Source organism: Cupriavidus gilardii (assembly GCF_017598945.1).
In the GTDB taxonomy this organism is placed as follows: Bacteria; Pseudomonadota; Gammaproteobacteria; order Burkholderiales; family Burkholderiaceae; genus Cupriavidus; species Cupriavidus gilardii_E.
Genome location: NZ_JAGFTW010000010.1, coordinates 178,342 through 204,071 on the forward strand (window position 1 = coordinate 178,342; position 25,730 = coordinate 204,071).

Below are 25,730 nucleotides of genomic sequence, written 5' to 3' on the forward strand. Positions count from 1 at the left end.
GCCCCGCATGTCCCATCCCAGCCTGCTGTCTCGCTGCACCAGCCGCTGCACCAACCGTATCGCGCGCCTGCGGCGCGAATGGAACTGGCAGAAGCTGCGTGCACTGCTGCGCTATGCCGCGCGGCGCGCCGGCGAGGACCGCTTGCCGCAGGTCGCGGCCAGCCTGACCTTCACCACCGTGCTGTCGGTGGTGCCGGTGCTGACGGTCGCGTTCGCGCTGCTCGCCGCCTTTCCGATGTTCGCGAACTTCCGCAACGCGATCGAAGGCTTCCTGTTCCAGAACCTGATTCCGGGCAATCTGACCGATTCGATCACCGGCTATCTGGGCCAGTTTGCGCGCAATGCCAAGGGGCTGACCGCGGTCGGTCTGGTCGGCCTGATGGTCACCGCGGTGCTGACCATGCTGACGGTCGAGGACGCGCTCAATGCGATCTGGCGCGTCAAGCAGAAGCGCCGCTTCGCGCAGCGGGTGCTGGTGTTCTGGGCGGTGCTGACCTGCGGTCCGGTGCTGATCGGCGGCAGCCTGTCGATCAGCTCGTATCTGATCTCGATCTCCGCCGGCTATGTCGGCACGATGCCGTTCGGCGTCGGCTTTGTGGTGAGCCTGGCGCCGGTGCTGCTGTCGGCGATCGCCTTCGCCTTGCTCTATACGGCGGTGCCCAACGCCTATGTCGAATGGCGCGACGCCATCCTCGCGGGCCTGGTGGCGGCGCTCGCGTTCGAACTATCGAAGCGGGGCTTCGGTTACTTCGTCACGCGCTTCCCGACCTATACCGCGGTCTACGGCGCCTTTGCCGCGTTGCCGATCTTCCTGCTGTGGATCTATCTGAGCTGGCTGGTGACGCTGCTGGGTGCCACCATTGCCGCCAACCTGCCGGTGGTCCGCCAGGGCTACTGGCGCCGCCGGACCTTTGCGGGCAGCGACTTCTACGATGCGCTCGGCGTGCTCTACGTGCTGTACCGCGCGCGCGAACAGGCGCCGCGCAGCGTCGGCGAACTGGACCTCGGGCGCAAGCTGCGCGTCGAGGCCGATTACCTGGCCGTGCTGCTCGGCAAGCTCGACGCGATGCATCTGGTCGGCAAGCTGCAGCACCACCGCGGCCAGGCGCACTGGGCGCTGCTGTGCGATCCGGCGCGCGTACCGCTGCGCCTGCTGCACGACCGGCTGGTGCTCAACCTGCCGCGGCTGCCGCGCACCGCGGTGGCGCAGCTGCTCAATGGCGCCGACGTGCTGCGCGGGGTGCTGGAGAATCCGATGCTGGACAAGACGCTGCAGGAGATCTTCGATAGCGGCACGATGTCGCCACCGCAGACGCCCGAGACGCCCGAGACGCCCGAGACGCCCATTGGCGAGGGGCAGCGGCGCACGCTCGAGGTGGTGCCGCCCGGCTGGCACGGCCAGGTCTGAGCGCAAACGAGGAACGGCGCGGTGTGAACCGCGCCGTTTTTTATCGGATCGGCGAGATCAGCGGACCTCGGCCACCACGCGCCGCGCGAATCCGGCCAGCGCGTCCAGCACCTCGTCCGGCTTCTCGCCCATGATGTTGTGGCCGCAGGGCAGCTCGACCACGCTGGCGCGCGGCATCGTCGCGGCCAGTGCGCGTGCTGAGCGGGCCGGCGTCATCATGTCCTTGCTGCCGACCACCACCAGCGCCGGGCACTGCAAACCGGCCGCGGCGTGCTCGCCGTTGGCGTAGGCGTTGCACGCGGCAAAGTCGGTATGGAAGACCTGAGCCTGCGGATTGCGCCGGCCGACCCGTTCCATCAGCCGCTGGCTGACGCCATGCATCCAGAAGCCCGGTCCCGGCGACGACGGCTTGTTGGCCAGGCTCGAATGCGACCACGCGTTGACCATCGCGATGGCCTCGTGCTCGCGGTTCTGGGCGGCATCGAGCAGGGCGTCGGAGACCTTCATCGGATAGGCAGTCGCCAGCATGCCGATGCCGCGGACGGCGTCGGCATGGCGCGTCGCGCATTCGAGCGCGATCAGCGAGCCCATGCTGTGGCCGAACACCAGCGCGGGCGCCTTGACGCCGGCCGCGCGCAGCAGCGCGACGACCCAGTCGGCCATCTGCTCGACGGTGGCCAGCGGCGGCCCCTCGCTGCGGTTGTGGCCTGGCAGGTCCACCGCCAGCACCGAAAAGCCATGATGCGCGAACCAGCGCGTCTGCAGGCCCCAGACGCTATGGTCGTTCTGCGCGCCGTGCACGAACACGGCGCAGGGCAGGGCGGGGTCGAAGGGTTTGCCGCCGGTATAGGCGTAGGCCCGCTGGCCATTGACGTTCAGATACATCAGGCTTGCCCTCCGTTGGTCTTGTTGCCGGCATTGCTCCCGCCGCCTTTCTCCATCGACTTCTGCGCTGCCTTCAGCCCGCGCTTCAGGTCATCGATCAGGTCGTCCGGGTCCTCCAGCCCGATCGACAAGCGGATCGTGCCCTCGGCGATGCCGGCCGAGCGCAGCGCGGCCGCATCCATGCGGAAGTGCGTGGTGGAGGCGGGATGGATCACCAGCGAGCGCGCGTCGCCGACATTGGCCAGATGCGAGAACAGCGTCAGGCTTTCGATGAAGCGCTGGCCGGCGGCGCGATCGCCCTTCAGATTGAAGCTGAACACCGCGCCGCAGCCGCGCGGCAGCAGCCGCTTGGCCAGCGCGTGGTCGGGGTGCGATTCGAGCTCGGGGTAGGCCACCGACTCGACCATCGGATGCGAGACCAGGAACTGCACCACGCGGCGCGCGTTGTCGACATGGCGCGCCATCCGCAGCGGCAGCGTCTCGATTCCCTGCAGCAGCTGCCACGCGGCCATCGGGTTCATGCAGGCGCCGAAGTCGCGCAGGCCCTCGCGGCGCGCGCGCAGCAGGAAGGGCGCGACCGTGCTTTCTTCGGTGAAGACCATGTTATGAAAGCCCGCGTACGGCTCCGACAGCTCGGGAAAGCGCCCCGAGGCCTCGAAATCGAAGTTGCCGCCCTCGGCCAGCACGCCGCCGATGGTGGTGCCATGGCCGCCGAGGAACTTGGTCGCCGAGTGGTAGAGCAGCGCCGCGCCATGCGCGAACGGCTGGAGCAGATAGGGCGTGGTGAAGGTCGAGTCGACCAGCAGCGGAATGCCATGTTCGTCGCCAAGCTGGGCCAGCGTCGGGATGTCGAGTACGTCCAGGCCCGGATTGCCCAGCGTCTCGCCGAACAGCAGCCGCGTCTCGGGGCGGATCGCGGCGCGCCAGGCGTCGATATCGCGCGCCTGCACGAAGGTGGTCTCGATGCCGAAGCGGCGCAGCGTGTAGTGCAGCAGGTTGTGCGAGCCGCCGTACAGCGCGGACGAGGCGACGATATGCGAGCCGGCACCCATCAGCGTGGCGATCGCCAGATGCAGCGCGGCCTGGCCCGAGGCCGTGGCGATCGCGCCGACGCCGTTCTCCAGCGCCGCGACGCGCTCCTCGAACACGGCCACGGTCGGATTCGAGATGCGCGAATACACATGGCCGGCGCGTTCCATGTTGAACAGCGAGGCCGCGTGCTCGCTGTCGCGGAACACGAAGGAGGTGGTCAGGTGGATCGGCGTGGCGCGCGCCCCGGTGGCGGGGTCGGGCGCGGCGCCGGCGTGCAGCGCGAGGGTATCGAAGCGGGTATCGGACATGTCTCTCTTTACTCGTGGATCCAGCGAAGCGGTCTGACGGCGGCCGGTTCCGGCACGGACGCGCGGGGGCGGGCGTGCGCGGCGGCATGCGGATGTGCCGGCCTGCATCGTAGCATTGGCCGGCGGCGCCGGACCGCGCAGGGCCGAAGGGCTCCGGCTTTACTTGGGCGCCCGCTTTCGGCTAGGATCGGCCCATCTATCGCGGATGGCGCGCAACGCCTGCGCGGCCACGCGGTTCGGGCGGATCACGTGGAGCGGGCGGGGCGATGCCCGCCGCCCGCCGCACCGGCATCATCGAGGGGAGACCATTATGAAAGTCAGCGACATCCTGCAGATCAAGGGCAATACGCTCTATACCGTCAAGCCGGATACGTCACTGCTGGAGGCGGTCACCACGATGGCCGAGCACGACATCGGCTCGCTGGTGGTGATGGAGTACGGCGAACTGGTCGGCATGCTGACCTTCCGCGAGATCATCCAGACCCTGGCCTCGAACAACGGCAATGTCGGCAACGCGACGATCCGCCGCGTGATGGACGACGCGCCGCTGACCTGCACGCCGGAGACCGACGTCAACGAGGTCCGCCGCATGATGCTCGAGCGCCATGCCCGCTATATGCCGGTGCTCGACAGCCGCACGCTGATGGGCGTGATCTCGTTCTACGACGTGGCCAAGGCAGTGGTCGAGGAGCAGAGCTTCGAGAACCGCATGCTGAAGGCCTATATCCGCGACTGGCCGGAAGAGAAGGCCAGCTGAAGGGGCAACCGAGCCCCTCGGACGGCGGGCGGACCGTAACGGTACCGCCCGCGACTCTCTCGCCTGATCCACCCATTCCGCATCATCGCGGCCCGATCGCGCCGCATCGTTGCCCGTCACATCCCTCGCGCCGTCCCTCGCGCCGTCCCTTTCTCCAATCGCCCCTCCCATGAGCCAATCGAGCCAGTCCCGCCTGCTGCGCGAGCGCCGCTTTGCGCCGTTCTTCTGGACCCAGTTCCTGGGCGCGATGAACGACAACGTGTTCAAGGTCGCGTTCACCTCGCTGGTGACCTACCAGACCGCGCGCTTCGAGGGTGTGGACGGCGCCAGCGCGGCCTTCCTGATATCGGCGATCTTCATCGCGCCGTTCGTGCTGTTCTCGGCGACCAGCGGGCAGATCGCCGACAAGATCGAGAAGTCGCGGCTGATCCGGCTCGTCAAGACGCTGGAGATCGCCATCATGCTGGTCGGGCTGGCCGGCTTTGCCTGGTATAGCGCGCCGCTGCTGTACCTGACCACGTTCCTGATGGGCCTGCATTCGACGCTGTTCGGCCCGGTCAAGTACGCCTATCTGCCGCAGCATCTGCAGGAGAGCGAGCTGGTCGGCGGCAACGGGCTGGTCGAGATGGGCACCTTCGTCGCGATCCTGCTGGGCACGGTGCTGGGCGGCGAGCTGGCGGCGGTGAGCGGGGCGGGGGCACAGGAAGGCCTCTCCGCCACGCTCTATATCGGCGGCGCCTGTGTGGCGCTGGCAATCGCCGGGCGCGTGGCGGCCTCGCGCGTACCGCTGTCGCCGGCGCCGCAGCCGGACCTGAAGCTGAACTGGAATCCGGTCACCGAGACCTGGCGCAACCTGATGCTGGCGCGCGAGAGCCGCACCGTGTTCCTGAGCCTGCTCGGCATCTCGTGGCTGTGGTTTCTCGGCGCGACCTTCCTGACCTCGTTCTTCGCCTTCGCCAAGACCGTGCTCGGCGGCGACCAGAGCGTGGTGACGCTGCTGCTGGCGGTGTTCTCGGTCGGCATCGGCGTCGGCTCGCTGCTGTGCGAGCGGCTGTCGGGCCGGCATGTCGAGGTGGGGCTGGTGCCGTTCGGCTCGATCGGCATGACGGTGTTCGCGATCGACCTGTACTTTGCCAGCCGCGGCCAGGCGCCGGCCACGCTCAGCGGCGTCGCGGCCTTTATCGCCGAGCCCGCGCACTGGCGCGTGCTGGCCGACCTGTTCCTGCTGGCGATGTTCGGCGGCTTCTACAGCGTGCCGCTCTACGCGCTGATCCAGAGCCGCAGCGCGCCCACCCATCGCGCGCGCATCATCGCCGCCAACAACATCCTGAACAGCCTGTTCATGATCGCCTCGGCGCTGCTGGCGATGGCGATGACGGGCGCGGGCTACAGCATCCCGGAGCTGTTCCTGGCAGTGGGCTTGCTCAATGCGGTGGTGGCAGTCTACATCTATTCGGTGGTGCCGGAATTCCTGCTGCGCTTCGTCGCCTGGATTCTGGTGCATACGGTGTACCGGCTCAAGCGGATCCACGCCGACCGCATTCCGGCCGAAGGCCCGGCGGTGCTGGTCTGCAACCACGTCAGCTTCGCCGACGCGGTGGTGCTGATGGCGGCCAGCCCGCGGCCGGTGCGTTTCGTGATGGACCACCGCATCTTCGGGGTGCCGCTGCTGTCGTGGTTCTTCCGCCAGGCGCGCGCGATTCCGATCGCGCCCGCGCATGAAGATCCGCAGACGCTGAAGCATGCCTATGACGAGGTCGCCCGCGCGCTTGCCGCCGGCGAACTGGTCTGCATCTTCCCCGAGGGCAAGATCACCGCCAGCGGCGACATCAATCCGTTCAAGCAGGGCGTGCAGCAGATCGTGCGGCGCACGCCGGTGCCGGTGGTGCCGATGGCGCTGCGCGGCCTGTGGGGCAGCTTTTTCTCGCGCAAGGGCGGGGCGGCGATGACGCGGCCGTTCCGGCGCGGCATCCTGAGCCGGCTGGAGCTGGTGGTGGGCGAGCCGATCGCGCCGGAGCAGGCCACGCCCGAAGGCCTGCAGCAGGTGGTGCAGGGGTTGCGCGGCGACTGGCGATAAGCGGGGCGGCGCGGCGCAGGGCGGGCGCCGCGGCGATGCAGTGCGGTGTGGTGCGGTGCGGTGCCGCGCCGTGCGGCAGGCCGTACAATGTAGGCCTTTCCCAATTCCTGCGTGGTTTTCATCATGTCCGGCAATACCCTCGGCCTGCTCTTCACAGTCACCACCTTCGGCGAGTCGCACGGACCCGCCATCGGCGCGGTGGTCGATGGCTGCCCGCCGGGCATGAGCCTGTGCGAGGCGGATATCCAGGGCGATCTGGACCGCCGCAAGCCGGGCACGTCGCGCCACGTGACGCAGCGCAAGGAGCCGGACCAGGTCGAGATCCTGTCGGGCGTGTTCGAGGGCAAGACCACCGGCACGCCGATCTGCCTGCTGATCCGCAATACGGACCAGCGCAGCAAGGACTACGGCAATATCGTCGAGACCTTCCGCCCCGGCCACGCCGATTACACCTACTGGCAGAAATACGGTATCCGCGACCATCGCGGCGGCGGCCGTTCGTCGGCGCGCTTGACCGCACCGGTGGTGGCGGCCGCGGCGGTCGCGCGCAAATGGCTGCGCGAGCAGTACGGCACCGAGATCCGGGGCTATATGTCGCAGCTGGGCGAGATCCAGGTGCCGTTCACCGACTGGGCCGAGGTGCCGCGCAATCCGTTCTTCGCCGCCGATGCCAATATCGTTCCCGAGCTGGAAACCTATATGGATGCGCTGCGCCGCGACGGCGATTCCGTCGGCGCCCGCATCGAGGTGGTGGCCAGCGGCGTGCCGGTGGGCCTGGGCGAGCCGCTGTTCGACAAGCTCGACGCCGATATCGCGCACGCGATGATGGGCATCAATGCGGTCAAGGGCGTGGAGATCGGCGCCGGCTTCGCCAGCGTGGCGCAGCGCGGCAGCGTCCATGGCGACGAGCTGACCGCGGCCGGTTTTCGCACCAACAATGCCGGCGGCGTGCTGGGCGGCATCTCGACCGGGCAGGACATCACGGTGTCGCTGGCGATCAAGCCGACCTCGAGCATCCGCACCCCGCGCGAATCGATCGACAAGGCCGGGCAGGCCGCCACGGTCGAGACCTTCGGCCGCCACGACCCTTGCGTGGGCATCCGCGCCACGCCGATCGCCGAGGCGATGCTGGCGCTGGTGCTGATGGACCACGCGCTGCGCCATCGCGCGCAATGTGGGGATGTGCGGGTGGAAACGCCAAGGATTCCGGCGCAGGCGCCGAAGGCCCAAGGGTAACCTCCGGTTTTCTCCCCTCTCCCGCTTGCGGGAGAGGGGCGGGGGAGAGGGCAAGGGCGTATCAAGGGCTGGCCACGCTGGCTTTGCGACCGCCGTGCCCTCTCCCCCAACCCCTCTCCCGCAACGCGGGAGAGGGGAGCCAAACCAGCGGCAATGTGAAGCGCTGAGCCACGCTGTATGTGTTCTCCCCTCTCCCGCTTGCGGGAGAGGCGAGCTGACATCGGGGGCGCTCACTATTCCGCGATCGCCGCCACCGCCTCCCCGATCGCCAGCGACGCCGTCAGCCCGGGCGATTCGATCCCGAACAGATGCACCAGCCCCGGCACGCCGTGCACCGCCGGGCCGTCGATGCGGAAGTCCGCGGCGGGCTCGTTCGGTCCGCTGATCTTCGGGCGGATGCCGGCATAGCCCGGCTGCAATGCGCCGTCCGCCAGCGCGGGCCAATAGCGCCGCACCTCGTCATAGAAGCTGTCGGCGTCGTGCGGATCCACCCCGTACTCGATCTCGTCGATCCATCGCACATTCGGGCCGAAACGCGCCTGGCCGCCCAGATCCAGCGTCAGATGCACGCCCAGGCCGGCCGCCTCCGGCACCGGATAGATCAGCCGCGAGAAGGGCGCCCGGCCCGCCAGCGTGAAATAACACCCTTTGGCATAGAACTGCGGCGGGATATGCGTCGCCGGCATGCCTTCGATCCGGCGCGCCAGCTCAGGGGCCGTCAGCCCAGCGGCGTTGACGACGGTGCGGGCCAGCAGCGTGGTCGCGGTGTCGCCGCCGACCTGCAGCACGATGCCGTCAGCGGTCACGGCGCCGCTCAGCACCGGCGAACACACCGCCAGCATCGCGCCGGCCTGCTCGGCATCGCCCAGCAGCGCCAGCATCAGGCCGTGGCTGTCGACGATGCCGGTCGAGGGCGACAGCAGCGCCGCCTCGCATTGCAGATTCGGTTCGAGCGCCAGCGCCTCCTCGCGCGACAGCAGACGCAGATCGTCCACGCCGTTGGCCGCGGCCTTGGCGCGAATGCCTTCCAGCGTGGCGATCTGGGCCGCGCTGGTGGCGACGATCAGCTTGCCGCAACGCTGATGGGCGATCTGGTGGCTCGCGCAATAGTCGTACAGCATCGCCTTGCCGCGCACGCACAGCTGCGCCTTCAGCGAGCCGGCCGGGTAGTAGATACCCGCGTGTATCACCTCGCTGTTGCGCGCGCTGGTGATCGTGCCGAAGGTGTTTTCCGCCTCCAGGATCACCACCTCGCGCCCTTGCTGCGCGAGCGCCCGCGCCACCGCCAGGCCGACCACCCCGGCGCCGATCACCACGCAATCCACTGATTCCATGCCGTGCTTCCCTTGCTTTGCTTGTTGGCTTGCTGCGTTTCCAATTGCCGACTGTTTGCACGAGGGAGCGCATGCAGGCAGCGGCCTGCCATCGCGCCAGATCCCTCGTGTCGTCGATCAGTCCAGTTCGAGTCCCATCCGCGCCGCGGCCGCTTCGAGATGGCGGCGCGCGGCCTGCCGTGCCGCGCCCGCGTCGCCGGCGGCGATCGCATCGGCCAGCGCGGCGTGTTCGGCCTCGGCCGCGCCTGGCCCGCCGCGATAGCGGGCGGCGTTCTCCCAGGCGAGCCGGCGGGCGACGAGCAGCTGCTGGCCGACGAAGTCCGTCAGCCCGGCGATGCACGGGTTGTGCGCCGCCTGCGCGATGGCCTGATGGAACGCGACGTCGGCCGCCGCGGCGCTGACCGGATCGTCACGCTGCAGGCGCATCGCGGCCAGCGCGGCGGCGATCCCCTCCAGGTCCGCCTCGGTGCGGCGGCGCGCGGCCAGCTCGGCGCAGGCGGTCTCGACCATCACGCGCAGTTCGAACAGCTGCGCGAGCGTTGGCCCGTCGCCGGGGCCGCCGTCCGGGGCGCCGGCATCGCCGCGCAGCCGCCAGACCTGTCCGCCGGGCGTGTCGGAGACGTAGGCCCCGGAACCCTTGCGCGTGACCAGCACGCCGTCGGCCTTCAACTGCGCGATGGCCTCGCGCACGATCGGCCGGCTGACGCCGAAGGCCGCGGCCAGGGCGGACTCGGCGGGCAGCCGCGCGCCGGCGACGAAGCGGCCGGCGCCGATGTCGGCGCGGATCGCATCGGCGATGCGCGAGGCGAGGGAGGAGGGGCGGGTCAGGCGTTCCAAGCGGACTCGGCAGGTTGGGCGCACGGCAGGCGGCATGAGGCAGTGGCCAATCGTCGCCGGTTATCTGTAAGGCTGTCAGACAGCTTTGGCGGGATTCTGGCTTGGCGCGGTGCTTGCGTCAAGTGGCGCGCCATCCGCCGCTGCATCGCGGCCGGTCCGCCAGCCGCTGCCTCGTCCGCTCGCCTATCCCCCTTAGGTAGGGGGTCGCTAAACCTTTGGGGCATGGCGCCGATACCTGTGCAATCGGGAAGACGCGACCGCGGCCCGGCGGTCCGCTCCGTACTGTCGCCCACGCCGGTGGGCATTGAATTGGGATGCCCATGATTCCTTTGACACCGAACGACCTGCCGGTCGGCCAGCCCTTGCCCTGGTCGTTGCTCGACGGGGAGGGCAATCTGCTGCTCGGCAGCGGCAAGGTACTCGCCGACGGTCGCGACGTCGCGCTGGTCTTTCGCCACGGTTCGGTATGCCGGCCGGATCCTGCGCCGCAGGACGACGCCGTGCCCTCGGAGATGGCCCCCACGCAGGCATCGGGTCCGCTCGGGCTGCAGGTCGGCACGCTGCTGCAGATCAAGTCGCCCGACGATGGCGGCCGGGCTGCGGCGAGCCGGCTGATCGGCTTTATCGAGCAGGGCCTGTTTGTCAGCTGGCCGCAGTTCGGCGGCAACGATGCCACCTTTCAGGCCGGGGAAGACGTGCTGCTGCGCGGTTTTACCGGCCAATCGATCTACAGCTTCCGCTGCACCGTGACCGCGGTGTGCCGCAGCCCGTTCCGCTATCTGGTGCTGTCCGTCCCCACCGAGGTGCAACAGGTGCCGGTGCGCAGCAGCCCGCGCGTGCAGACGCGGCTGGCGGCGCAGTTGCTGCATGCGGACGGCGACACGGCCGGCGCCCCGCGCCTGGCGGTGCTGTCGGACATCAGCGCCGGCGGCGCGCTGGTGCGGACCGCGGCGCCATTGCCGGCACCGGGCACACGCCTGCAGCTGCGATTCGTGCTGCGTACAGTGGGCACCGACAGCGAGATCACCGTGGACGCCTGGGCGCGCAATCCGGCGGGCGACGACGGCGACGCCGAGTTTCCGGCGTTCGGCGTGGCGTTCGATCTGCTGGGGGAAAGGGAGGCGGCGCTATTGCACTGCTACATCTACGAGCAGTTGCTGGCCGCGGCGAGCATGACGGTGTAGAGGCGCGGGGAGAAATGTGCTCCCCTCTCCCGCGGCGCGGGAGAGGGGAGAGAAGAGCCGAGAACGGGTGCTTCCTTACATCCCCACGTAGTTCGGACCGCCGCCGCCTTCCGGCGTCACCCAGACGATGTTCTGGGTCGGGTCCTTGATGTCGCAGGTCTTGCAGTGGACGCAGTTCTGCGCGTTGATCTGCAGCCGCTGGCCGCCGCGCTCCTCGTCCGCGACGAACTCGTACACGCCCGCCGGGCAGTAGCGGCTTTCGGGGCCGGCGTACTTGTCCAGGTTGATCTGCACCGGCACGCTCGCGTCCTTCAGCGTCAGGTGAGCGGGCTGGTTTTCCTCGTGGTTGGTGTTGCTGATGAACACCGAGCTGAGGCGATCGAAGGTCAGCTTGCCGTCCGGCTTCGGATAGACGATCTGCTGGCATTCGGCGGCCGGCTTCAGGTAGACGTGGTCGGGCTTCTCGCGGTGCAGCGTCCACGGCGGATTGCGGATGCCGAGCTTGGGCAGCAGCCATTGCTCGATGCCGGTCATCAGCGTGGCGGTGGTGCGGCCCTTCTTGAACCACTGCTTGAAGTTCTTCGCCTGCAGCAGTTCCTTGTACAGCCAGCTGTTTTCGAACGCGGCGGGGTAGGCGGTCAGCTCGTCGTGCTGGCGGCCGGCCTGCAGCGCCTCGAACGCGGCCTCGGCGGCGAGCATGCCGGTCTTGATCGCGGCGTGGCTGCCCTTGATGCGCGAGGCGTTCAGATAGCCGGCGTCGCAGCCGACCAGCGCGCCGCCCGGGAAGATCGTCTTGGGCAGCGACAGCAGGCCGCCCGCGGTGATCGCGCGCGCGCCGTAGCCGATGCGCTTGCCGCCCTCGAAGTACGGGCGGATCTCCGGATGCGTCTTGAAGCGCTGGAATTCCTCGAACGGCGACAGCCACGGGTTGGTGTAGTCGAGCCCGACGACAAAGCCGACCGCGACCTTGTTGTCCTCCATGTGATAGAGGAAGGAGCCGCCGTAGGTGGCCGGGTCCAGCGGCCAGCCCGCGGTATGGACCACCAGGCCGGGCTTGTGCTTGGCCGGGTCGATTTCCCACAGCTCCTTCAGGCCGATGCCGTAGCTCTGCGGATCCTTGCCGGCGTCGAGGCGGAACCGTTCGATCAGCTGCTTGCCCAGATGGCCGCGCGAGCCTTCCGCGAAGATCGTGTATTTCGCGTGCAGCTCCATGCCGAGCTGGAAGTTGTCGGTAGGCTCGCCGTCCTTGCCGACGCCCAGGTTGCCGGTGGCCACGCCCTTGACCGAGCCGTCCTCGTTGTACAGCACCTCGGCGGCGGGAAAGCCCGGGAAGATCTCGACGCCCAGCGCCTCGGCCTGCTGGCCGAGCCAGCGCACGAAGTTCGACAGGCTGACGATGTAGTTGCCTTCGTTATGGAAGCACTCGGGCAGCAGCGCCGGCGGCGTGCCGCGCGAGCCGGTCTCGTTCAGGAACAGGAACTGGTCCTCGGTGACCGGCTGGTTCAGCGGCGCGCCCAGTTCCTTCCAGTTCGGCAGCAGTTCGTTCAGCGCGCGCGGATCCATGATCGCGCCGGACAGGATGTGGGCGCCGGGCTCCGAGCCCTTTTCCAGCACGCAGACATTGACGTCGCTGCCTTTGTCCTGCGCCAGCTGTTTCAGGCGGATGGCCGTCGCCAGGCCGGCGGGGCCGCCGCCGACGATGACGACATCGTATTCCATGGATTCGCGGGGGCCGAACTGCTCCACGAGCTGCTGCTGGTCCATTGTCTCTAACCCTCTTTTGTTGCTGCGTACTTGTGTATGGGGAAGCGGTGATCCGGGGTGGCCTGTGTCGCCGGAACCGGGCGGCGGCAAGGACGGCGGGGATGGCATTGGGCCGGCAGGCGGGGACGGATGCTGCAGATTGGCGCGTGGTCCGGCTGCTTGTGGTCGGCTTTCTGCTGGATGGCGATGGATCGGCACGCGGTTTGCCGCTTGCACAGTTTCGCCTCGCTGTTTCCTTTTTGTGCCCGAGTTCTTAGAATCTCCGGCATTGTCCGGGACTCGACACCCACAGGCAAGCAATTTTTTGGAACGATCGTTCGTTTTTTAATATACTGCCTTCGTTCCTGCGGTTCGAGGGCAGCCATCGAACGCGATCTCCGGCGCAGCCGGGACGCGTTCCACTGCAGAGGTTCATATGGGTTTGTCGATCAATCTGGAAGGGAAGGTCGCGATGGTGACCGGTGCGTCGAGCGGACTGGGCATGCGCTTCGCGCAGGTGCTGTCGGCCGCCGGCGCCAAGGTCGTGCTGGCCTCGCGCCGCACCGAGCGGCTCAAGGAACTGCGCGCGGCGATCGAAGCCGATGGCGGCAGCGCGCATGTGGTGCGGCTTGACGTGACGGACCCCGACAGCATTCGCGCCGCGGTGGCGCATGCCGAGACCGAGGCGGGGGCGATCGACATCGTCGTCAACAACTCGGGCGTGTCGACCACGCAGCGGCTGACCGATGTCACCGCCGAGGACTTCGACTTCGTCTTCGACACCAATACCCGCGGCGCCTTCTTCGTGGCCCAGGAAGTGGCCAAGCGGATGATCGCGCGGTCCAAGGGCGCCGAGCGCAACGGCACGCCGCTGCCGCAGTCGCGCATCATCAATATCGCCTCGGTGGCCGGCCTGAAGGTGCTGTCGCAGATCGGCGTCTATTGCATGAGCAAGGCCGCGGTGGTCCACATGACCAAGGCGATGGCGCTCGAGTGGGCGCGCTATGGCATCAACGTCAATGCGATCTGCCCGGGCTATATCGACACCGATATCAACCACCATCACTGGGACACCGATGCCGGCCAGAAGCTGATCCAGCTGCTGCCGCGCAAGCGGCTCGGCAAGCCCGAGGATCTCGATGGCCTGTTGCTGCTGCTGGCTTCGGACCAGTCGCAGTTCATCAACGGCGCGGTGATCACCGCCGACGACGGTATGGTATAAAGCCAGCCGCGCGCGCCGCCGATATCGCCCCACAGCGAATCGGCCGGCGCGCCCGACGGCGTTCGCCTGTGTCCGCCGCCCGCCAGAAGCGGGGCGGACCTGTCCAGCCCGGGGCTTATCCGGTCCCCTCGGGCGCCATGGCCGACGCCAGGCCACCTGCATGCCGATGCCATCCCCTAGGGTATTGGAGGTGTCCGCCCATCGCCAGTGTGGGCATAATTCGCTGGTGCCAAATTCCATAAGCCCTTGAATAGCCGCGCCGGCTCGCCCGGGACGGCGCGCCTTCAGGCGTACGTCGTCGACAGCGGCAACAGGAAGGGCATTCACAGAAGCACGCCGCCAAGGCGTCATGCAGCAGCTGCCGCGGACCTGCAGGCCACGGCAGACCGGACCGGAGGCCGGGGAGATGGAGCAGCAAGAGCAGGCACGGCGCGACGCCGCGCCACAGCACGCGGTCGATTCGGCCTTGATCACCGAACCCGTGGACCAGGCAGCGGATGCCGAATTCCGCATCAGCCCCCGCATCGAAGACTGGATCGGCATCGTCGTGATGATGCTGCTGGTGGTCATCACCTTCGCCAATGTCGCGGTGCGCTATCTGACCGACGAATCGTTCGCCTGGACCGAGGAGTTCTCGGTCTTTCTGATGATCGTGCTGGCGCTGGTCGGCGGCAGCGCCGCGGTCGCGCGCGACCGGCATATCCGCATCGAATTCTTCTTCGAGCGCGGCAGCGCGGCACGCCAGCGCCGGCTGGCGGTGGTGTCGGCGCTGGCGGTGGCGATCATGTTTATCGCGCTGGCGGTGCTCGGCGCGCGTATCACCTGGGACGAATACACGTACGGCGAGACCTCGCCGGGCATCGGCGTGCCCAGCTGGTGGTACTCCGTCTGGCTGCCGCTGCTGTCGGCCTGCATCGCGCTGCGTGCGCTGGCGCTGGCCGGCCGCAATCTGCGCGCGCTGAAGGCGCTGCATGCGCAGCGCCGGCAGGACGGCGGGGAGCGCCAGCCATGACGCTGATCGCCATCGTGCTGTTTGCCGTCTTCATCGTGCTGATGCTGCTCGGCGTGCCGATCGGCGTCGCGCTGGGCCTCGGCGGCCTCACGGCGATCGGACTGTCCAATCTCGATACGCAGATGTTCGGCCTGCTGGCCGTGCCGCAGAACTTCTACGCGGGGCTGGCCAAGTACCCGCTGCTGGCGATTCCGATGTTCGTGCTGGTCGGCTCGATCTTCGACCGCTCCGGCGTCGCGCAGCGGCTGGTCACGCTGGCCATTGCCGTGGTCGGACGCGGTCCCGGCATGCTGCCGCTGGTGGCGATCCTGGTGGCGATGTTCCTCGGCGGGATTTCCGGCTCGGGCCCGGCCAATGCGGCCGCGGTCGGCGGCGTGATGATCGCCGCGATGTCGCGCGCCGGCTATCCGGGCTCGTTCAGCGCCGCCGTGGTCGGCGCGGCCGCCGCCACCGACATCCTGATTCCGCCGTCGGTCGCCTTCATCGTCTACAGCGTGCTGGTGCCCGGCGCCTCGGTGCCGGCGCTGTTCGCCGCCGGCATGATTCCCGGCGTGCTGGCCGGCATCGCGCTGATCGTGCCGGCGGTGTGGCTGGCGCGCAAGCACAAGATGGGGGCCGCCGAAGCGTCATTGCCGCGGCCGCCGTTCTGGCGCAGCCTGCGCGAGGCGGCCTGGGGCCTGTTCGCGCCGGTGCTGATCCTGGGCGGCATGCGCGCGGGCTGGTTCACGCCGACCGAGGCCGCGGTGGTCGCGGTCGTCTACGGGCTGTTCGTGGGCATGGTGGTCTATCGCTCGATCGGCCTGCGCGATCTGTACGTGATCTTCCGCGAGGCCGCCGAGACCTCGTCGGTGATCCTGCTGGTGGTGGCGCTGGCCGGCATCTTCGCCTACGCGCTGTCGACACTGGGCGTGATCGATCCGCTCGCGCAGGCCATCGCCAATTCGGGCGTCGGCGAATACGGCGTGCTGGCGCTGATCGTGCTGTTGCTGATCACGGTCGGCATGTTCCTCGACGGCATCTCGATCTTCCTGATCTTCGTGCCGCTGCTGCTGCCGATCGCCAATGCCTTCCAGTGGGACCCGGTGTGGTTCGGCGTGGTGCTGACGTTGAAGGTCGCCCTGGGCCAGTTCACGCCGCCGCTGGCGGTGAACCTGATGGTATCTTGCCGGATCGCCCGCGTGCGGATGGAGGAGACCGTGCCCTGGGTGATCTGGATGCTGCTGGCGATGTTCGGCGCGATGCTGCTGGTGCTGGCGTTTCCGCCGCTGGCCACGTGGCTGCCGGCGCGGCTGGGCTATTGAGGTGCGCGTGCCCAGCCCCTGTATTTCTGCTTGATCTTCAGTCCAAATAACGATTCCCGAGAGGAGAACTGACTCATGAAACGCCGTGCCCTGATGCTGTCGATGGCCGCCACCATCGCCGCCGCTGCCCTCGCGCCCGCCGGTGCGATGGCGCAGACCTACAAGTCCGAATACAAGATGTCGCTGGTGCTCGGCCCCGCCTTCCCGTGGGGCAAGGGCGGCGAGATCTGGGCCGACCTGGTCCGCCAGCGCACCAACGGCCGCATCAATATCAAGCTCTATCCGGGCACCTCGCTGGTGGCCGGCGACCAGACCCGCGAGTTCTCGGCGATCCGCCAGGGCGTGATCGACATGGCGATCGGCTCGACGATCAACTGGTCGCCGCAGGTGCGCGAGCTGAACCTGTTCTCGCTCCCGTTCCTGATGCCCGACTACAAGGCGCTCGACGCGCTGACGCAGGGCGAGGTCGGCAAGCATCTGTTCGCTACGCTCGAAAAGGCCGGTGTGGTGCCGCTCGCCTGGGGCGAGAACGGCTTCCGCGAGGTGTCGAACTCCAAGCGCGAGATTCGCAAGCCCGAGGATCTGAAGGGCCTGAAGCTGCGGGTGGTCGGCTCGCCGCTGTATATCGACACCTTCAACGCGCTGGGCGCCAATCCGACGCAGATGAGCTGGGCCGATGCGCAGCCGGCGATGGCCTCGGGCGCGGTCGACGGCCAGGAGAATCCGCAATCGGTGTTTGCCGCCGCCAAGCTGTACACGGTCGGCCAGAAGTTCGTGACGACCTGGGGCTATGTCGCCGATCCGCTGATCTTCGTGGTCAACAAGCAGATCTGGGAAAGCTGGACGCCGGCCGACCGCGAGATCGTCAAGCAGGCGGCGATCGACGCGGGCAAGCAGGAGGTCGCGCTGGCCCGCAAGGGCCTGGCCGAGCCCGGCGCGCCGGCCTGGAAGGAGATGGAGGCGCACGGCGTCAAGGTCACGCACCTGAGTCCGGCCGAGCACGATGCCTTCCGCAAGGCGACCGCCAAGGTCTACGACAAGTGGAAGAAGCAGATCGGCGCGGACCTGGTCGGCAAGGCCGAGGCGGCCATCGCCAAGCGCTGATCCGATTCCGATGCGATCGGGATTGCGTTCCTGAACCGTTCCCGCGCTCGAGGCGCGGGAACGCCTGTCCGGCCACCATTAGCCAAAACGCGATGAAACACGTCTTCACGCTGCGCATGCCGATCCGCTGGGGCGACATGGACGCGATGGGCCATGTCAACAACACCGTCTATTTCCGCTACCTCGAGCAGGCGCGCATCTCGTGGTTCGAGTCGCTCGGCTGCAGCGGCCGCGACGAGAACGGACAGGGGCCGGTGCTCGTCAACGCCCACATGAATTTCCGGCGCCAGCTGCGCTATCCCGGCGAGATCGAATGCTGCGTCTTCGCCGGCGACCTGGGCCGCAGCAGCTTCGAGACGCGCACGGAGATCCGCCGCTGCGACGACCCGGACACGGTGTTCGCCGATGGCGGCGCGAAGGTGGTCTGGTGCAATTACGAAGCCGAGAAATCGGTGCCGCTGCCGGCGGCGATCCGGGGTTTGCTGGAGGGCTGATGGTGTAGTGGAAGGCCGAAGGTTTGGTGGAAGGCTGAGGGTTTGCTCCCCTCTCCCGCTTGCGGGAGAGGGGCGGGGGAGAGGGCAAGGGCGCTGGCTATGCTAACGCCGTGTCGGTATGGCGACCGCCGTTTCCCTCTCCCCCAACCCCTCTCCCGCGGGGCGGGAGAGGGGAGCGAACAAGCGGTAAGAAACGCCTCGTCCGGTCAATGATTGACCAGCCGCTGCACCAGATCCACCGCGGTATGCGCCCCGTACTTCTTCATCAGCCGCGCCCGGTAGATATCGACGGTGCGCGGGCTGATCGATAGCGACTTGCCGATCTGCTTGCTGGTCTTGCCCTCGACCAGCTGGGCCGCGATGTCGCGCTCGCGCGCGGTCAGCTGCGCGGTCACCGGGCGCTTCTGCGACAGGTCCTCGAAGCTCCAGATGCCGGCCCCCAGCGGCTGCTGCCGGTCCAGCGCGCGGCCGGTGACATGGCACCAGAACAATTCCCCGTTGGCCCGCTTCATGATCCGTTCGTCGGAATAGAGCCCGCGCGCGTTCATGATCGGCACGATGCGCGCGCCCGTACGCTCGAACTCGTCGGCGGTCGGATACAGTACCTGGAACGACTGGCCGATCAGCGTCTCACGGGTCGTGCCGAAGATGCGGCAGACCTCGTCGTTGCAGTCCTCGATCCTGCGCTCGCGCGAGAGCACGAGGCCGACCGGCGCCAGCTGGAAGGCGGTCTGGTAGTCGATGGCAGGCATTGTCCTTATGTATTTCTACGTACTGGCGTCCGCTGCGGGGCTTGCGTATCCTTTGGAGCGCTGTCGACGGCCGGCGCGCGGGTCCCGCGTCCGGCGCGGGCCGTAGCGATTGTAACGTTACCCGCGAGCGGCGTCGCCGCCTCGTCCGGGAACATCATCGAGGAAGGAGAGACGATATGAACAAGGTCTACGCCAGCGCCGCCGAGGCGCTTGCCGGCGTGGTCCGCGATGGACAGACCATCGCGGTCGGCGGCTTCGGCCTGTGCGGCATCCCGGAAGCCCTGATCGCGGCGCTGCGCGACAGCGGCGCCAAAGGGCTGACCTGCATCTCGAACAATGCCGGCGTCGATGGCTTCGGCCTGGGCCTGCTGCTGGCCACGCGGCAGATCCGCAAGATGATCTCGTCCTATGTCGGCGAGAACAAGGAATTCGAACGCCAGTACCTGGCCGGCGAACTCGAACTCGAATTCACGCCGCAGGGCACGCTGGCCGAGAAGCTGCGCGCCGGCGGCGCCGGCATCCCGGCCTTCTTCACCAAGACCGGCGTCGGCACCATCGTGGCCGAAGGCAAGGAAATCCGCGAATTCGACGGCGAGCAATACGTGATGGAGCGCTCCCTGACCGCCGACGTCGCGCTGGTCAAGGCGTACAAGGCCGACAAGGCCGGCAACCTGATCTTTCGCCGCACCGCGCGCAACTTCAACCCGATGTGTGCGATGGCCGGCAAGGTCACCATCGCCGAGGTCGAGCAGATCGTCGAGATCGGCGAGATCGACCCGGACGACGTTCACACCCCGGGCATCTTCGTGCAGCGCATCGTGCTGAACGCCCATCCCGAGAAACGCATCGAGCAGCGCACCGTGCGTGCCGCGGCCTGACGATCAAGGAGACAGATCATGGCATGGACACGTGACGAAATGGCGGCGCGCGCCGCGCGCGAGCTGCAGGACGGCTTCTATGTGAACCTGGGCATCGGCCTGCCGACGCTGGTGGCCAACCATGTGCCGCCGGGCGTGGAGGTCTGGCTGCAGTCCGAGAACGGGCTGCTGGGCATCGGCCCGTTCCCGACCGAGGAAGAGGTCGACGCCGACATGATCAATGCCGGCAAGCAGACCGTGACCACGCTGCCGGGCTCGTCGATCTTCTCGTCGGCGGACTCGTTCGCGATGATCCGCGGCGGCCATATCAACCTGGCCATCCTCGGCGCGATGCAGGTCAGCCAGAAGGGCGACCTCGCCAACTGGATGATCCCGGGCAAGATGGTCAAGGGCATGGGCGGCGCGATGGACCTGGTGGCCGGCGTCGGCCGCGTGGTGGTGCTGATGGAACATACCGCCAAGAAGAAGGACGGCAGCGAGGACCTGAAGATTCTCGAGGCCTGCACGCTGCCGCTGACGGGGGTGGGCGTGGTCGATCGCATCATCACCGACCTTGGCGTGATGGACGTCACGCCGGAGGGGCTGAAGTTGGTCGAGACCGCACCTGGCGTCAGCCGCGAGGAAATTCAGAGCAAGACCGGCGTGCCGCTGCTGTAAGGCGTTGCAAGGCGGGCGCGATCGCCCGGCACAACGTTAAACCCCGCCTCGATCGAGGCGGGGGTTTTTATCGACTGCGCCTGCGTCGCGAGGCCGGTGGGCGACGCGAGCCGCCACAAGCCTCCGCAAGCCGCTGGCACGGCGCGGGGTCAGCGTCCCACGGCAGGGGCGGGATAGCGCGCGAATACCGACGCGCCGCCATCGGCGCGCACCAGCAGCACCGAGTATGGGTCCACCCGCGAGCCCTGTTCCATGCCCGGCGAACCGACCGGCATGCCCGGCACCGCCAGCCCGACCGCCTTGGGCCTGCCTGCCAGCAGCTTGCGGATCTCCGCGGCCGGCACATGGCCCTCGATCGCGTAGCCGTCCACTACGCCGGTATGGCAGGAGCCGAAGCGCTCCGGCATGCCCAGGCGCGCCCGATGCACGCCGGTATCTTCGACGTCGTGCACCTTGACGTCGAAGCCGCGCTCGCGCAGATGCGCGACCCAGCCTTCGCAACAGCCGCACAGCGGGCTCTTGTAGACCTCGATCGGGGTTTTCACCGCTGCCCCCTTCGCGGCGGGCGCGGCTGCCCGCGCGAGCGGTCCCAGGCCGGCCGACAGCGTCGCACCTGCAAGCAGGCCCTTCAGAACATCTCTTCGCTTCATCGTCTTAGCGGAGCGCGCCATCACTGCGCGACCCAACCTCCATCCATGTTCCAGATCGCGCCGCGCACCTGACGCGCGGCATCGCTTGCGAGGAAGACCGCCAGCGCGCCGAGCTCATCGGGCGTGACGAACTGCCCCGAGGGCTGCTTCTCCAGCACCAGCTCGCGCTTGGCCTGCTCGATCGGAATGCCCTCGCGCTCGGCGCGGGCTTCGACCTGCTTCTGCACCAGCGGCGTCAGCACCCAGCCGGGGCAGATCGCGTTGGCTGTGACGCCGGTCTGCGCGGTCTCCAGCGCGGTGACCTTGGTCAGCCCGACGATGCCGTGCTTGGCGGCGACATAGGCCGACTTCTGCGCCGAGGCGACCAGCCCGTGGGTCGACGCGACGTTGATCACGCGGCCCCAGTCCTTGCGCTTCATGCCGGGCAGCGCCAGCCGCGTGGTGTGGAAGGCGGAGGTCAGGTTGATCGCGATGATCGCGTCCCAGCGCTCGATGGGGAAGTCCTCGATATTGGCCACATGCTGGATGCCGGCGTTATTGACCAGGATGTCGACGCCGCCGAACTCGCTGTCGGCATAGCGCATCATGTCCTCGATCTCGGCGGCCTTGCTCATGTCGGCGCCGTGATAGCCGACGCGGATGCCGCTGCCGGCCTGCTCGATCTGGCGCTTGGCGCCCTCGACATCGCCGAATCCGTTGACGATCAGATGCGCGCCCTGCGCGGCGAGCGCCTGGGCGATGCCCAGACCGATTCCGCTGGTCGAACCGGTCACCAGCGCCGTCTTGCCCTTCAGCATATGAGCCTCCGTGGAGAAATGGGGTGGCAATGCGCCGTGCCGCGGCGGCACGGTCGTCGTTGCTGTCGCATTGTAGCGCTGGCGTACAATCGGGCTTTGCCCAGCCGGCGCTGCAGCCACGGCGCCATGCGCGACGCTCATGTGTCGCGGTTTTCGTCGTGCGCCATTGCCGCGCCTTATTCGCGTTCCTCGCGCAGGGAGTCAAGATGTCAGCCAGTCCGCGCCTCGGCTTCGTGCAGTGCATCAGCCCCGCTGGCCTGCACCGCATGGCGTATCACGAGTGGGGCGACCCATCCAATCCGCGCGTGCTGATGTGCGTGCATGGCCTGACCCGCACGGGCCGCGATTTCGACGAGGTCGCGCGCGCCTTCAGCGGCGAATATCGCGTCGTCTGCCCGGACGTGGCCGGTCGGGGCCGCTCCGACTGGCTTGCCGATCCGCGCCGCTACATCGTGCCGCAGTACGTCTCCGACATGGTCACGCTGATCGCGCGCCTGAACGTCGAGCAGGTGGACTGGTTCGGCACGTCGATGGGCGGACTGATCGGCATGGGGCTGGCCGCGCTGCCGAAGAGCCCGGTGCGCAAGCTGCTGCTGAACGACGTCGGTCCGCGCATCGCCGCGTCGGCGCTCGAGCGGATCGGCTCCTATCTGGGGCTGCCGGTCCGCTTCAAGACGTTCGAGGAGGGGCTGGCGTATCTGCAGACCATCAGCGCCTCGTTCGGCCGGCATACGCCGGAACAGTGGCGCGAACTGAATGGCGCGATCCTGAAACCGGTGCAGGGCGCGGAAGGGCTGGAATGGGGCTTGCATTACGATCCGGCGCTGGCGGTGCCGTTCCGCGAGACCACGCCCGAGATGGCCGCGGCCGGCGAGATGGCGATGTGGCGCATGTTCGAAGCGATTCCGGTGCCGGTGCTGGTGGTGCGCGGCGCGCAGTCCGACCTGCTGACGCGCGAGACCGTCGCCGAGATGGTCGCGCGCGGCAAGCAGGTGCGCTCGGTCGAGGTGCCGGACGTGGGCCATGCGCCGACCTTCGTCGATCCCGCCCAGATTGCGATCGCACGCGAGTTTTTTGTCGGCGCGGCGGGAGCCTGAGCCCGGGCCGCGCTTTGATGTCGTGGCAGGGCCGGGCAACGGTGCCGGCCGTGTCGAACCACCAATCGCAGCGCAAGCTGCATGTCATATCACGATGAGCACGACCGAACTGAAACGCGCCCATGTGGGCAAACGTCTTTCCGAATATGCCGTCTACAACGGCGTGGTCTATCTGGCGGGCCAGGTGCCCGAGGTCGACCCGGATGCCGATATCCGCGGCCAGACCCGCGAGGTGCTCGGCCATATCGACCGGCTGCTGGCCGAGGCCGGCAGCGACAAGACCCGCATCCTGTCGTGCCAGATCTTCCTGACCGATATCGCCGACATCGGCGCGATGAACGAGGTGTGGGACGAATGGGTGCCGCAGGGCAATACGCCGCCGCGCGCGACCGTCGAAGCGAAGCTGGCCAATCCGAAGTATCGGATCGAAGTGGTGGTCACCGCGGCGCTGCGTTGAGCGTCGAGCGGCAACGCGTAGTGATTTGAATTGGCGTGGCAGGTGCAGCAGGGGAAGTGGTGACATGGTGACGTCCACCGACGCGACCGGGCAGATCGCCGGCACGCCGGACGCGGGCCTGGTCGAGCAGGCACTGGCGTATGCGCGCGAACATGGCGAAGCGGTGGCGCTGCCCACCGGCGAAACCGTGCTGTCGCATGCCGAAGGGATGCTGCGCATTCTCGATGGCTTGCGCATCGACGACGCGGCCCGCGCCGCGGCCTGCCTGTTCCCGGTGGCGGCCTTCGTGCCGGAGACCGAGGCCGAGATCGCCGAGCGTTTCGGCGACGAGGTCGCGCGCCTGGTCAAGGACGTCCGCCAGTTGCTGCGCATCGGCGCGATTGCCGTCAATCGCGGCGACAGCGGCGACGTGCCGCAGTCGCGCAACGAGGCACAGGCGCGCCACGAACAAGTCGAAGCGCTGCGCAAGATGCTGCTGGCCTTCGCGCAGGACATCCGCGTGGTGCTCGTGCGCCTCGCTTCGCGGCTGCAGACGCTGCGCTGGCTGGCGCAGACCAGGAACGCGCCGCTGCCCGGCGTGGCGCGCGAAACGCTCGACATCTACGCGCCGCTGGCGAACCGGCTCGGCATCTGGCAGATGAAGTGGGAGCTGGAGGACCTGGCCTTCCGCTTCGAACAGCCCGACACCTACAAGCGCATCGCCCGCCTGCTCGACGAGAAACGCATCGAGCGCGAGGGCTATATCTCGCAGGCGATCGAACGGCTGCAGCGCGAGCTGGCGGCCGCCGGCATCCGCGCCGAAGTCAGCGGCCGGCCCAAGCACATCTACAGCATCTGGAAAAAGATGCGCGGCAAGGACCTGGACTTTGCCGATCTGTACGATGTGCGCGCCTTCCGCGTGATCGTCGACGACATCAAGGACTGCTATGCGGTGCTCGGCATCGTGCACCACGTGTGGCAGCCGATCCCGCGCGAGTTCGACGACTACATCTCGCGTCCGAAGGCCAACGGCTACAAGTCGCTGCACACGGTGGTGATCGGCGACGACGGGCGCGCCTTCGAGGTGCAGATCCGCACCCACGAGATGCACCACTTCGCCGAATACGGCGTGGCGGCGCACTGGCGCTACAAGGAGGCCGGCGGCAAGGGCTACAGCGGACAGTTCGCGGCGAACGAGAGCTACGACGAGAAGATCGCCTGGCTGCGGCAGCTGCTGGCGTGGAAGGACGACGCCGACCATACCGTGGCGCACGACGAGTCGCCGTGGGAGCAGCTCAAGCATGCGGCGATCGACGACCATATCTACGTGCTGACACCGCAGGCGCGCGTGGTGGCGCTGCCGCAGGGCGCGACGCCGGTCGATTTTGCCTACTACCTGCATACCGACCTGGGCCACCGCTGCCGCGGCGCCCGCGTGGACGGCGCGATGGTGCCGCTGAACACGCCGCTGAAAAACGGCCAGACCGTCGAAATTGTCGCGGTCAAGCAGGGCGGGCCGTCGCGCGACTGGCTGAACGCGGACCTCGGCTATCTGGCCAGCTCCCGGGCACGCGCCAAGGTGCGGGCCTGGTTCAACGCGCTCGATTCGCAGGAGACCATCGCGCAGGGACGGGTGCTGATCGACAAGACGCTGCAGCGCGAGGGCAAGACCGCGGTCAACCTTGACGTGCTGGCGACGCGGCTGGGCTTCAAGACGCCGGACGAACTGTACGCGGCGGTGGCCAAGGAAGAATTCAGCCTGCGCCATGTCGAGCAGGCGCTGCGCCATCCGGAGGGCGAGGCCGCGCCGCAGGTCAGCGAGGAAGAGGCGGTCACCAAGAAGAGCCGCGCCACCAGCGTCGCCCGCGGCGCCAAGAGCGGCGTGCTGGTGGTCGGCGTCGATTCGCTGATGACGCAGATGTCGCGCTGCTGCAAGCCGGCGCCGCCCGACGACATCGTCGGCTTCGTCACGCGCGGACGCGGCGTGTCGATCCACCGGCGCCAGTGCCATACCTTCCAGCAGCTGGCGGCGCGTGCGCCCGAGCGGATCATCCAGACCGAATGGGGCAAGAAGAGCGACGCGGTTTATCCCGTCGCGATCCACGTCGAGGCGATCGACCGCCAGGGGCTGCTGCGCGATATCTCCGAAGTGCTGTCGCGCGAGAAAATCAACGTCACCGGCGTCAAGACGCTGAGCAGCAAGGGTGTGGCGCGGATGCAGTTCACGGCCGAAGTGGCGGAGGCCACCCAGCTGCAGCGCGCGCTGGGATTGATCGAAGATGTGTCCGGGGTGTTGCAGGCTCAAAGAAAGTGATGCTATACTTGCGGCTTCGCTAGGCTCGTAGCTCAGCTGGTTAGAGCACCACCTTGACATGGTGGGGGTCGTTGGTTCGAGTCCAATCGAGCCTACCAACGAATTGCAGTACCGAAGACAGCAGTACCCAAGACATTTCACCGAAGGACATCCAGACGCCATGGTTATGACACCGCGAACTACTACCGCTGACAAGCGACAGTAGGTCGAGGTGC

At 67.9% G+C, this 25,730-nt stretch carries 23 protein-coding genes and 1 tRNA gene; 16 read left to right on the plus strand and 8 right to left on the minus strand.

Annotation, left to right across the window (positions count from 1 at the left end; genetic code table 11):
• Positions 1-7 precede the first annotated feature (7 nt).
• On the plus strand, positions 8-1,408 hold the full coding sequence (locus J5T34_RS05510) for a YihY family inner membrane protein (RefSeq protein ID WP_208578958.1): 1,401 nt from the start codon (positions 8-10) through the stop codon (positions 1,406-1,408).
• A gap of 57 nt (positions 1,409-1,465) precedes the next feature.
• Here the strand turns inward: J5T34_RS05510 and J5T34_RS05515 are convergent, their stop codons facing one another.
• The gene (locus tag J5T34_RS05515) at positions 1,466-2,293 is read right to left on the minus strand and encodes an alpha/beta fold hydrolase (protein WP_208578959.1); all 828 of its coding nucleotides are present in this window, start codon (positions 2,291-2,293) and stop codon (positions 1,466-1,468) included.
• The gene (locus tag J5T34_RS05520) at positions 2,293-3,633 is read right to left on the minus strand and encodes an O-acetylhomoserine aminocarboxypropyltransferase (protein WP_208578960.1); all 1,341 of its coding nucleotides are present in this window, start codon (positions 3,631-3,633) and stop codon (positions 2,293-2,295) included. The genes J5T34_RS05515 and J5T34_RS05520 overlap by 1 nt, the downstream gene beginning before the upstream one ends.
• Before the next feature lie 310 nt (positions 3,634-3,943).
• Here J5T34_RS05520 and J5T34_RS05525 point away from each other — a divergent pair, with 310 nt between their 5' ends.
• The 3 genes from J5T34_RS05525 to aroC all read left to right on the plus strand — a co-directional run bounded on the left by J5T34_RS05525 (position 3,944) and on the right by aroC (position 7,703).
• A complete protein-coding gene (locus J5T34_RS05525; protein ID WP_208578961.1) occupies positions 3,944-4,390 on the plus strand; it encodes a CBS domain-containing protein in 447 nt (148 codons plus the stop codon).
• Positions 4,391-4,559: 169 nt separating this feature from the next.
• Positions 4,560-6,467: an MFS transporter gene (locus J5T34_RS05530; RefSeq protein WP_208578962.1), complete on the plus strand. Its 1,908-nt coding sequence runs from the start codon at positions 4,560-4,562 to the stop codon at positions 6,465-6,467.
• Between the two features lie 123 nt (positions 6,468-6,590).
• Positions 6,591-7,703: a chorismate synthase gene (gene aroC, locus J5T34_RS05535; protein WP_208578963.1), complete on the plus strand. Its 1,113-nt coding sequence runs from the start codon at positions 6,591-6,593 to the stop codon at positions 7,701-7,703.
• A gap of 233 nt (positions 7,704-7,936) precedes the next feature.
• Here aroC and J5T34_RS05540 read toward each other — a convergent pair whose 3' ends face one another.
• Together J5T34_RS05540 and J5T34_RS05545 are read right to left on the minus strand one after the other, a co-directional pair.
• Entirely contained in the window at positions 7,937-9,139 is a 1,203-nt protein-coding gene (locus J5T34_RS05540) for an NAD(P)/FAD-dependent oxidoreductase (protein WP_432207633.1), read from the minus strand.
• A gap of 15 nt (positions 9,140-9,154) precedes the next feature.
• The gene (locus tag J5T34_RS05545) at positions 9,155-9,874 is read right to left on the minus strand and encodes a FadR/GntR family transcriptional regulator (RefSeq protein WP_208578965.1); all 720 of its coding nucleotides are present in this window, start codon (positions 9,872-9,874) and stop codon (positions 9,155-9,157) included.
• A 320-nt stretch (positions 9,875-10,194) separates the two neighbouring features.
• On the opposite strand from J5T34_RS05545, the gene J5T34_RS05550 reads away from it, so the two are divergent.
• Positions 10,195-11,058, plus strand: coding sequence for a flagellar brake protein (locus J5T34_RS05550; RefSeq protein WP_208579006.1), 864 nt, complete (start codon positions 10,195-10,197; stop codon positions 11,056-11,058).
• A 75-nt stretch (positions 11,059-11,133) separates the two neighbouring features.
• Here J5T34_RS05550 and J5T34_RS05555 read toward each other — a convergent pair whose 3' ends face one another.
• A complete protein-coding gene (locus tag J5T34_RS05555; protein ID WP_208578966.1) occupies positions 11,134-12,822 on the minus strand; it encodes an electron transfer flavoprotein-ubiquinone oxidoreductase in 1,689 nt (562 codons plus the stop codon).
• Positions 12,823-13,237: 415 nt separating this feature from the next.
• On the opposite strand from J5T34_RS05555, the gene J5T34_RS05560 reads away from it, so the two are divergent.
• From J5T34_RS05560 to J5T34_RS05580, 5 genes are all read left to right on the plus strand, one after another.
• On the plus strand, positions 13,238-14,023 hold the full coding sequence (locus J5T34_RS05560; protein WP_208578967.1) for an SDR family oxidoreductase: 786 nt from the start codon (positions 13,238-13,240) through the stop codon (positions 14,021-14,023).
• 406 nt (positions 14,024-14,429) lie between these two features.
• Positions 14,430-15,035, plus strand: a complete 606-nt coding sequence (locus tag J5T34_RS05565) for a TRAP transporter small permease (RefSeq protein ID WP_208578968.1) — start codon at positions 14,430-14,432, stop codon at positions 15,033-15,035.
• Positions 15,032-16,336 (plus strand): TRAP transporter large permease, encoded by a 1,305-nt coding sequence (locus J5T34_RS05570; RefSeq protein ID WP_208578969.1) that lies wholly within the window; start codon positions 15,032-15,034, stop codon positions 16,334-16,336. Before J5T34_RS05565 ends, J5T34_RS05570 begins: the two co-directional genes overlap by 4 nt.
• Before the next feature lie 75 nt (positions 16,337-16,411).
• Entirely contained in the window at positions 16,412-17,440 is a 1,029-nt protein-coding gene (locus J5T34_RS05575; protein ID WP_208578970.1) for a DctP family TRAP transporter solute-binding subunit, read from the plus strand.
• A gap of 92 nt (positions 17,441-17,532) precedes the next feature.
• Complete coding sequence (locus J5T34_RS05580; protein ID WP_208578971.1) at positions 17,533-17,934, plus strand: acyl-CoA thioesterase; 402 nt, start codon at positions 17,533-17,535, stop codon at positions 17,932-17,934.
• Positions 17,935-18,140: 206 nt separating this feature from the next.
• On the opposite strand, the gene J5T34_RS05585 is transcribed toward J5T34_RS05580, so the two are convergent.
• Positions 18,141-18,686, minus strand: a complete 546-nt coding sequence (locus tag J5T34_RS05585) for a PAS and helix-turn-helix domain-containing protein (RefSeq protein WP_208578972.1) — start codon at positions 18,684-18,686, stop codon at positions 18,141-18,143.
• Positions 18,687-18,862: 176 nt separating this feature from the next.
• Here J5T34_RS05585 and J5T34_RS05590 point away from each other — a divergent pair, with 176 nt between their 5' ends.
• Both J5T34_RS05590 and J5T34_RS05595 read left to right on the plus strand, forming a co-directional pair.
• Positions 18,863-19,564 (plus strand): CoA transferase subunit A, encoded by a 702-nt coding sequence (locus J5T34_RS05590; RefSeq protein WP_208578973.1) that lies wholly within the window; start codon positions 18,863-18,865, stop codon positions 19,562-19,564.
• An 18-nt stretch (positions 19,565-19,582) separates the two neighbouring features.
• Positions 19,583-20,221, plus strand: coding sequence for a CoA transferase subunit B (locus tag J5T34_RS05595; protein ID WP_149319238.1), 639 nt, complete (start codon positions 19,583-19,585; stop codon positions 20,219-20,221).
• 149 nt (positions 20,222-20,370) lie between these two features.
• Here J5T34_RS05595 and J5T34_RS05600 read toward each other — a convergent pair whose 3' ends face one another.
• Positions 20,371-20,871 (minus strand): DUF411 domain-containing protein, encoded by a 501-nt coding sequence (locus J5T34_RS05600; RefSeq protein WP_208578974.1) that lies wholly within the window; start codon positions 20,869-20,871, stop codon positions 20,371-20,373.
• A 20-nt stretch (positions 20,872-20,891) separates the two neighbouring features.
• A complete protein-coding gene (locus J5T34_RS05605; protein WP_208578975.1) occupies positions 20,892-21,668 on the minus strand; it encodes a 3-hydroxybutyrate dehydrogenase in 777 nt (258 codons plus the stop codon).
• Between the two features lie 206 nt (positions 21,669-21,874).
• On the opposite strand from J5T34_RS05605, the gene J5T34_RS05610 reads away from it, so the two are divergent.
• The 4 genes from J5T34_RS05610 to J5T34_RS05625 all read left to right on the plus strand — a co-directional run bounded on the left by J5T34_RS05610 (position 21,875) and on the right by J5T34_RS05625 (position 25,613).
• On the plus strand, positions 21,875-22,765 hold the full coding sequence (locus tag J5T34_RS05610) for an alpha/beta fold hydrolase (protein ID WP_208578976.1): 891 nt from the start codon (positions 21,875-21,877) through the stop codon (positions 22,763-22,765).
• A 94-nt stretch (positions 22,766-22,859) separates the two neighbouring features.
• Entirely contained in the window at positions 22,860-23,222 is a 363-nt protein-coding gene (locus J5T34_RS05615) for a RidA family protein (RefSeq protein WP_174105757.1), read from the plus strand.
• Between the two features lie 64 nt (positions 23,223-23,286).
• Entirely contained in the window at positions 23,287-25,515 is a 2,229-nt protein-coding gene (locus J5T34_RS05620; protein ID WP_208578977.1) for a RelA/SpoT family protein, read from the plus strand.
• A 21-nt stretch (positions 25,516-25,536) separates the two neighbouring features.
• Positions 25,537-25,613: transfer RNA gene (locus J5T34_RS05625), tRNA-Val, on the plus strand.
• Positions 25,614-25,730: the final 117 nt, after the last annotated feature.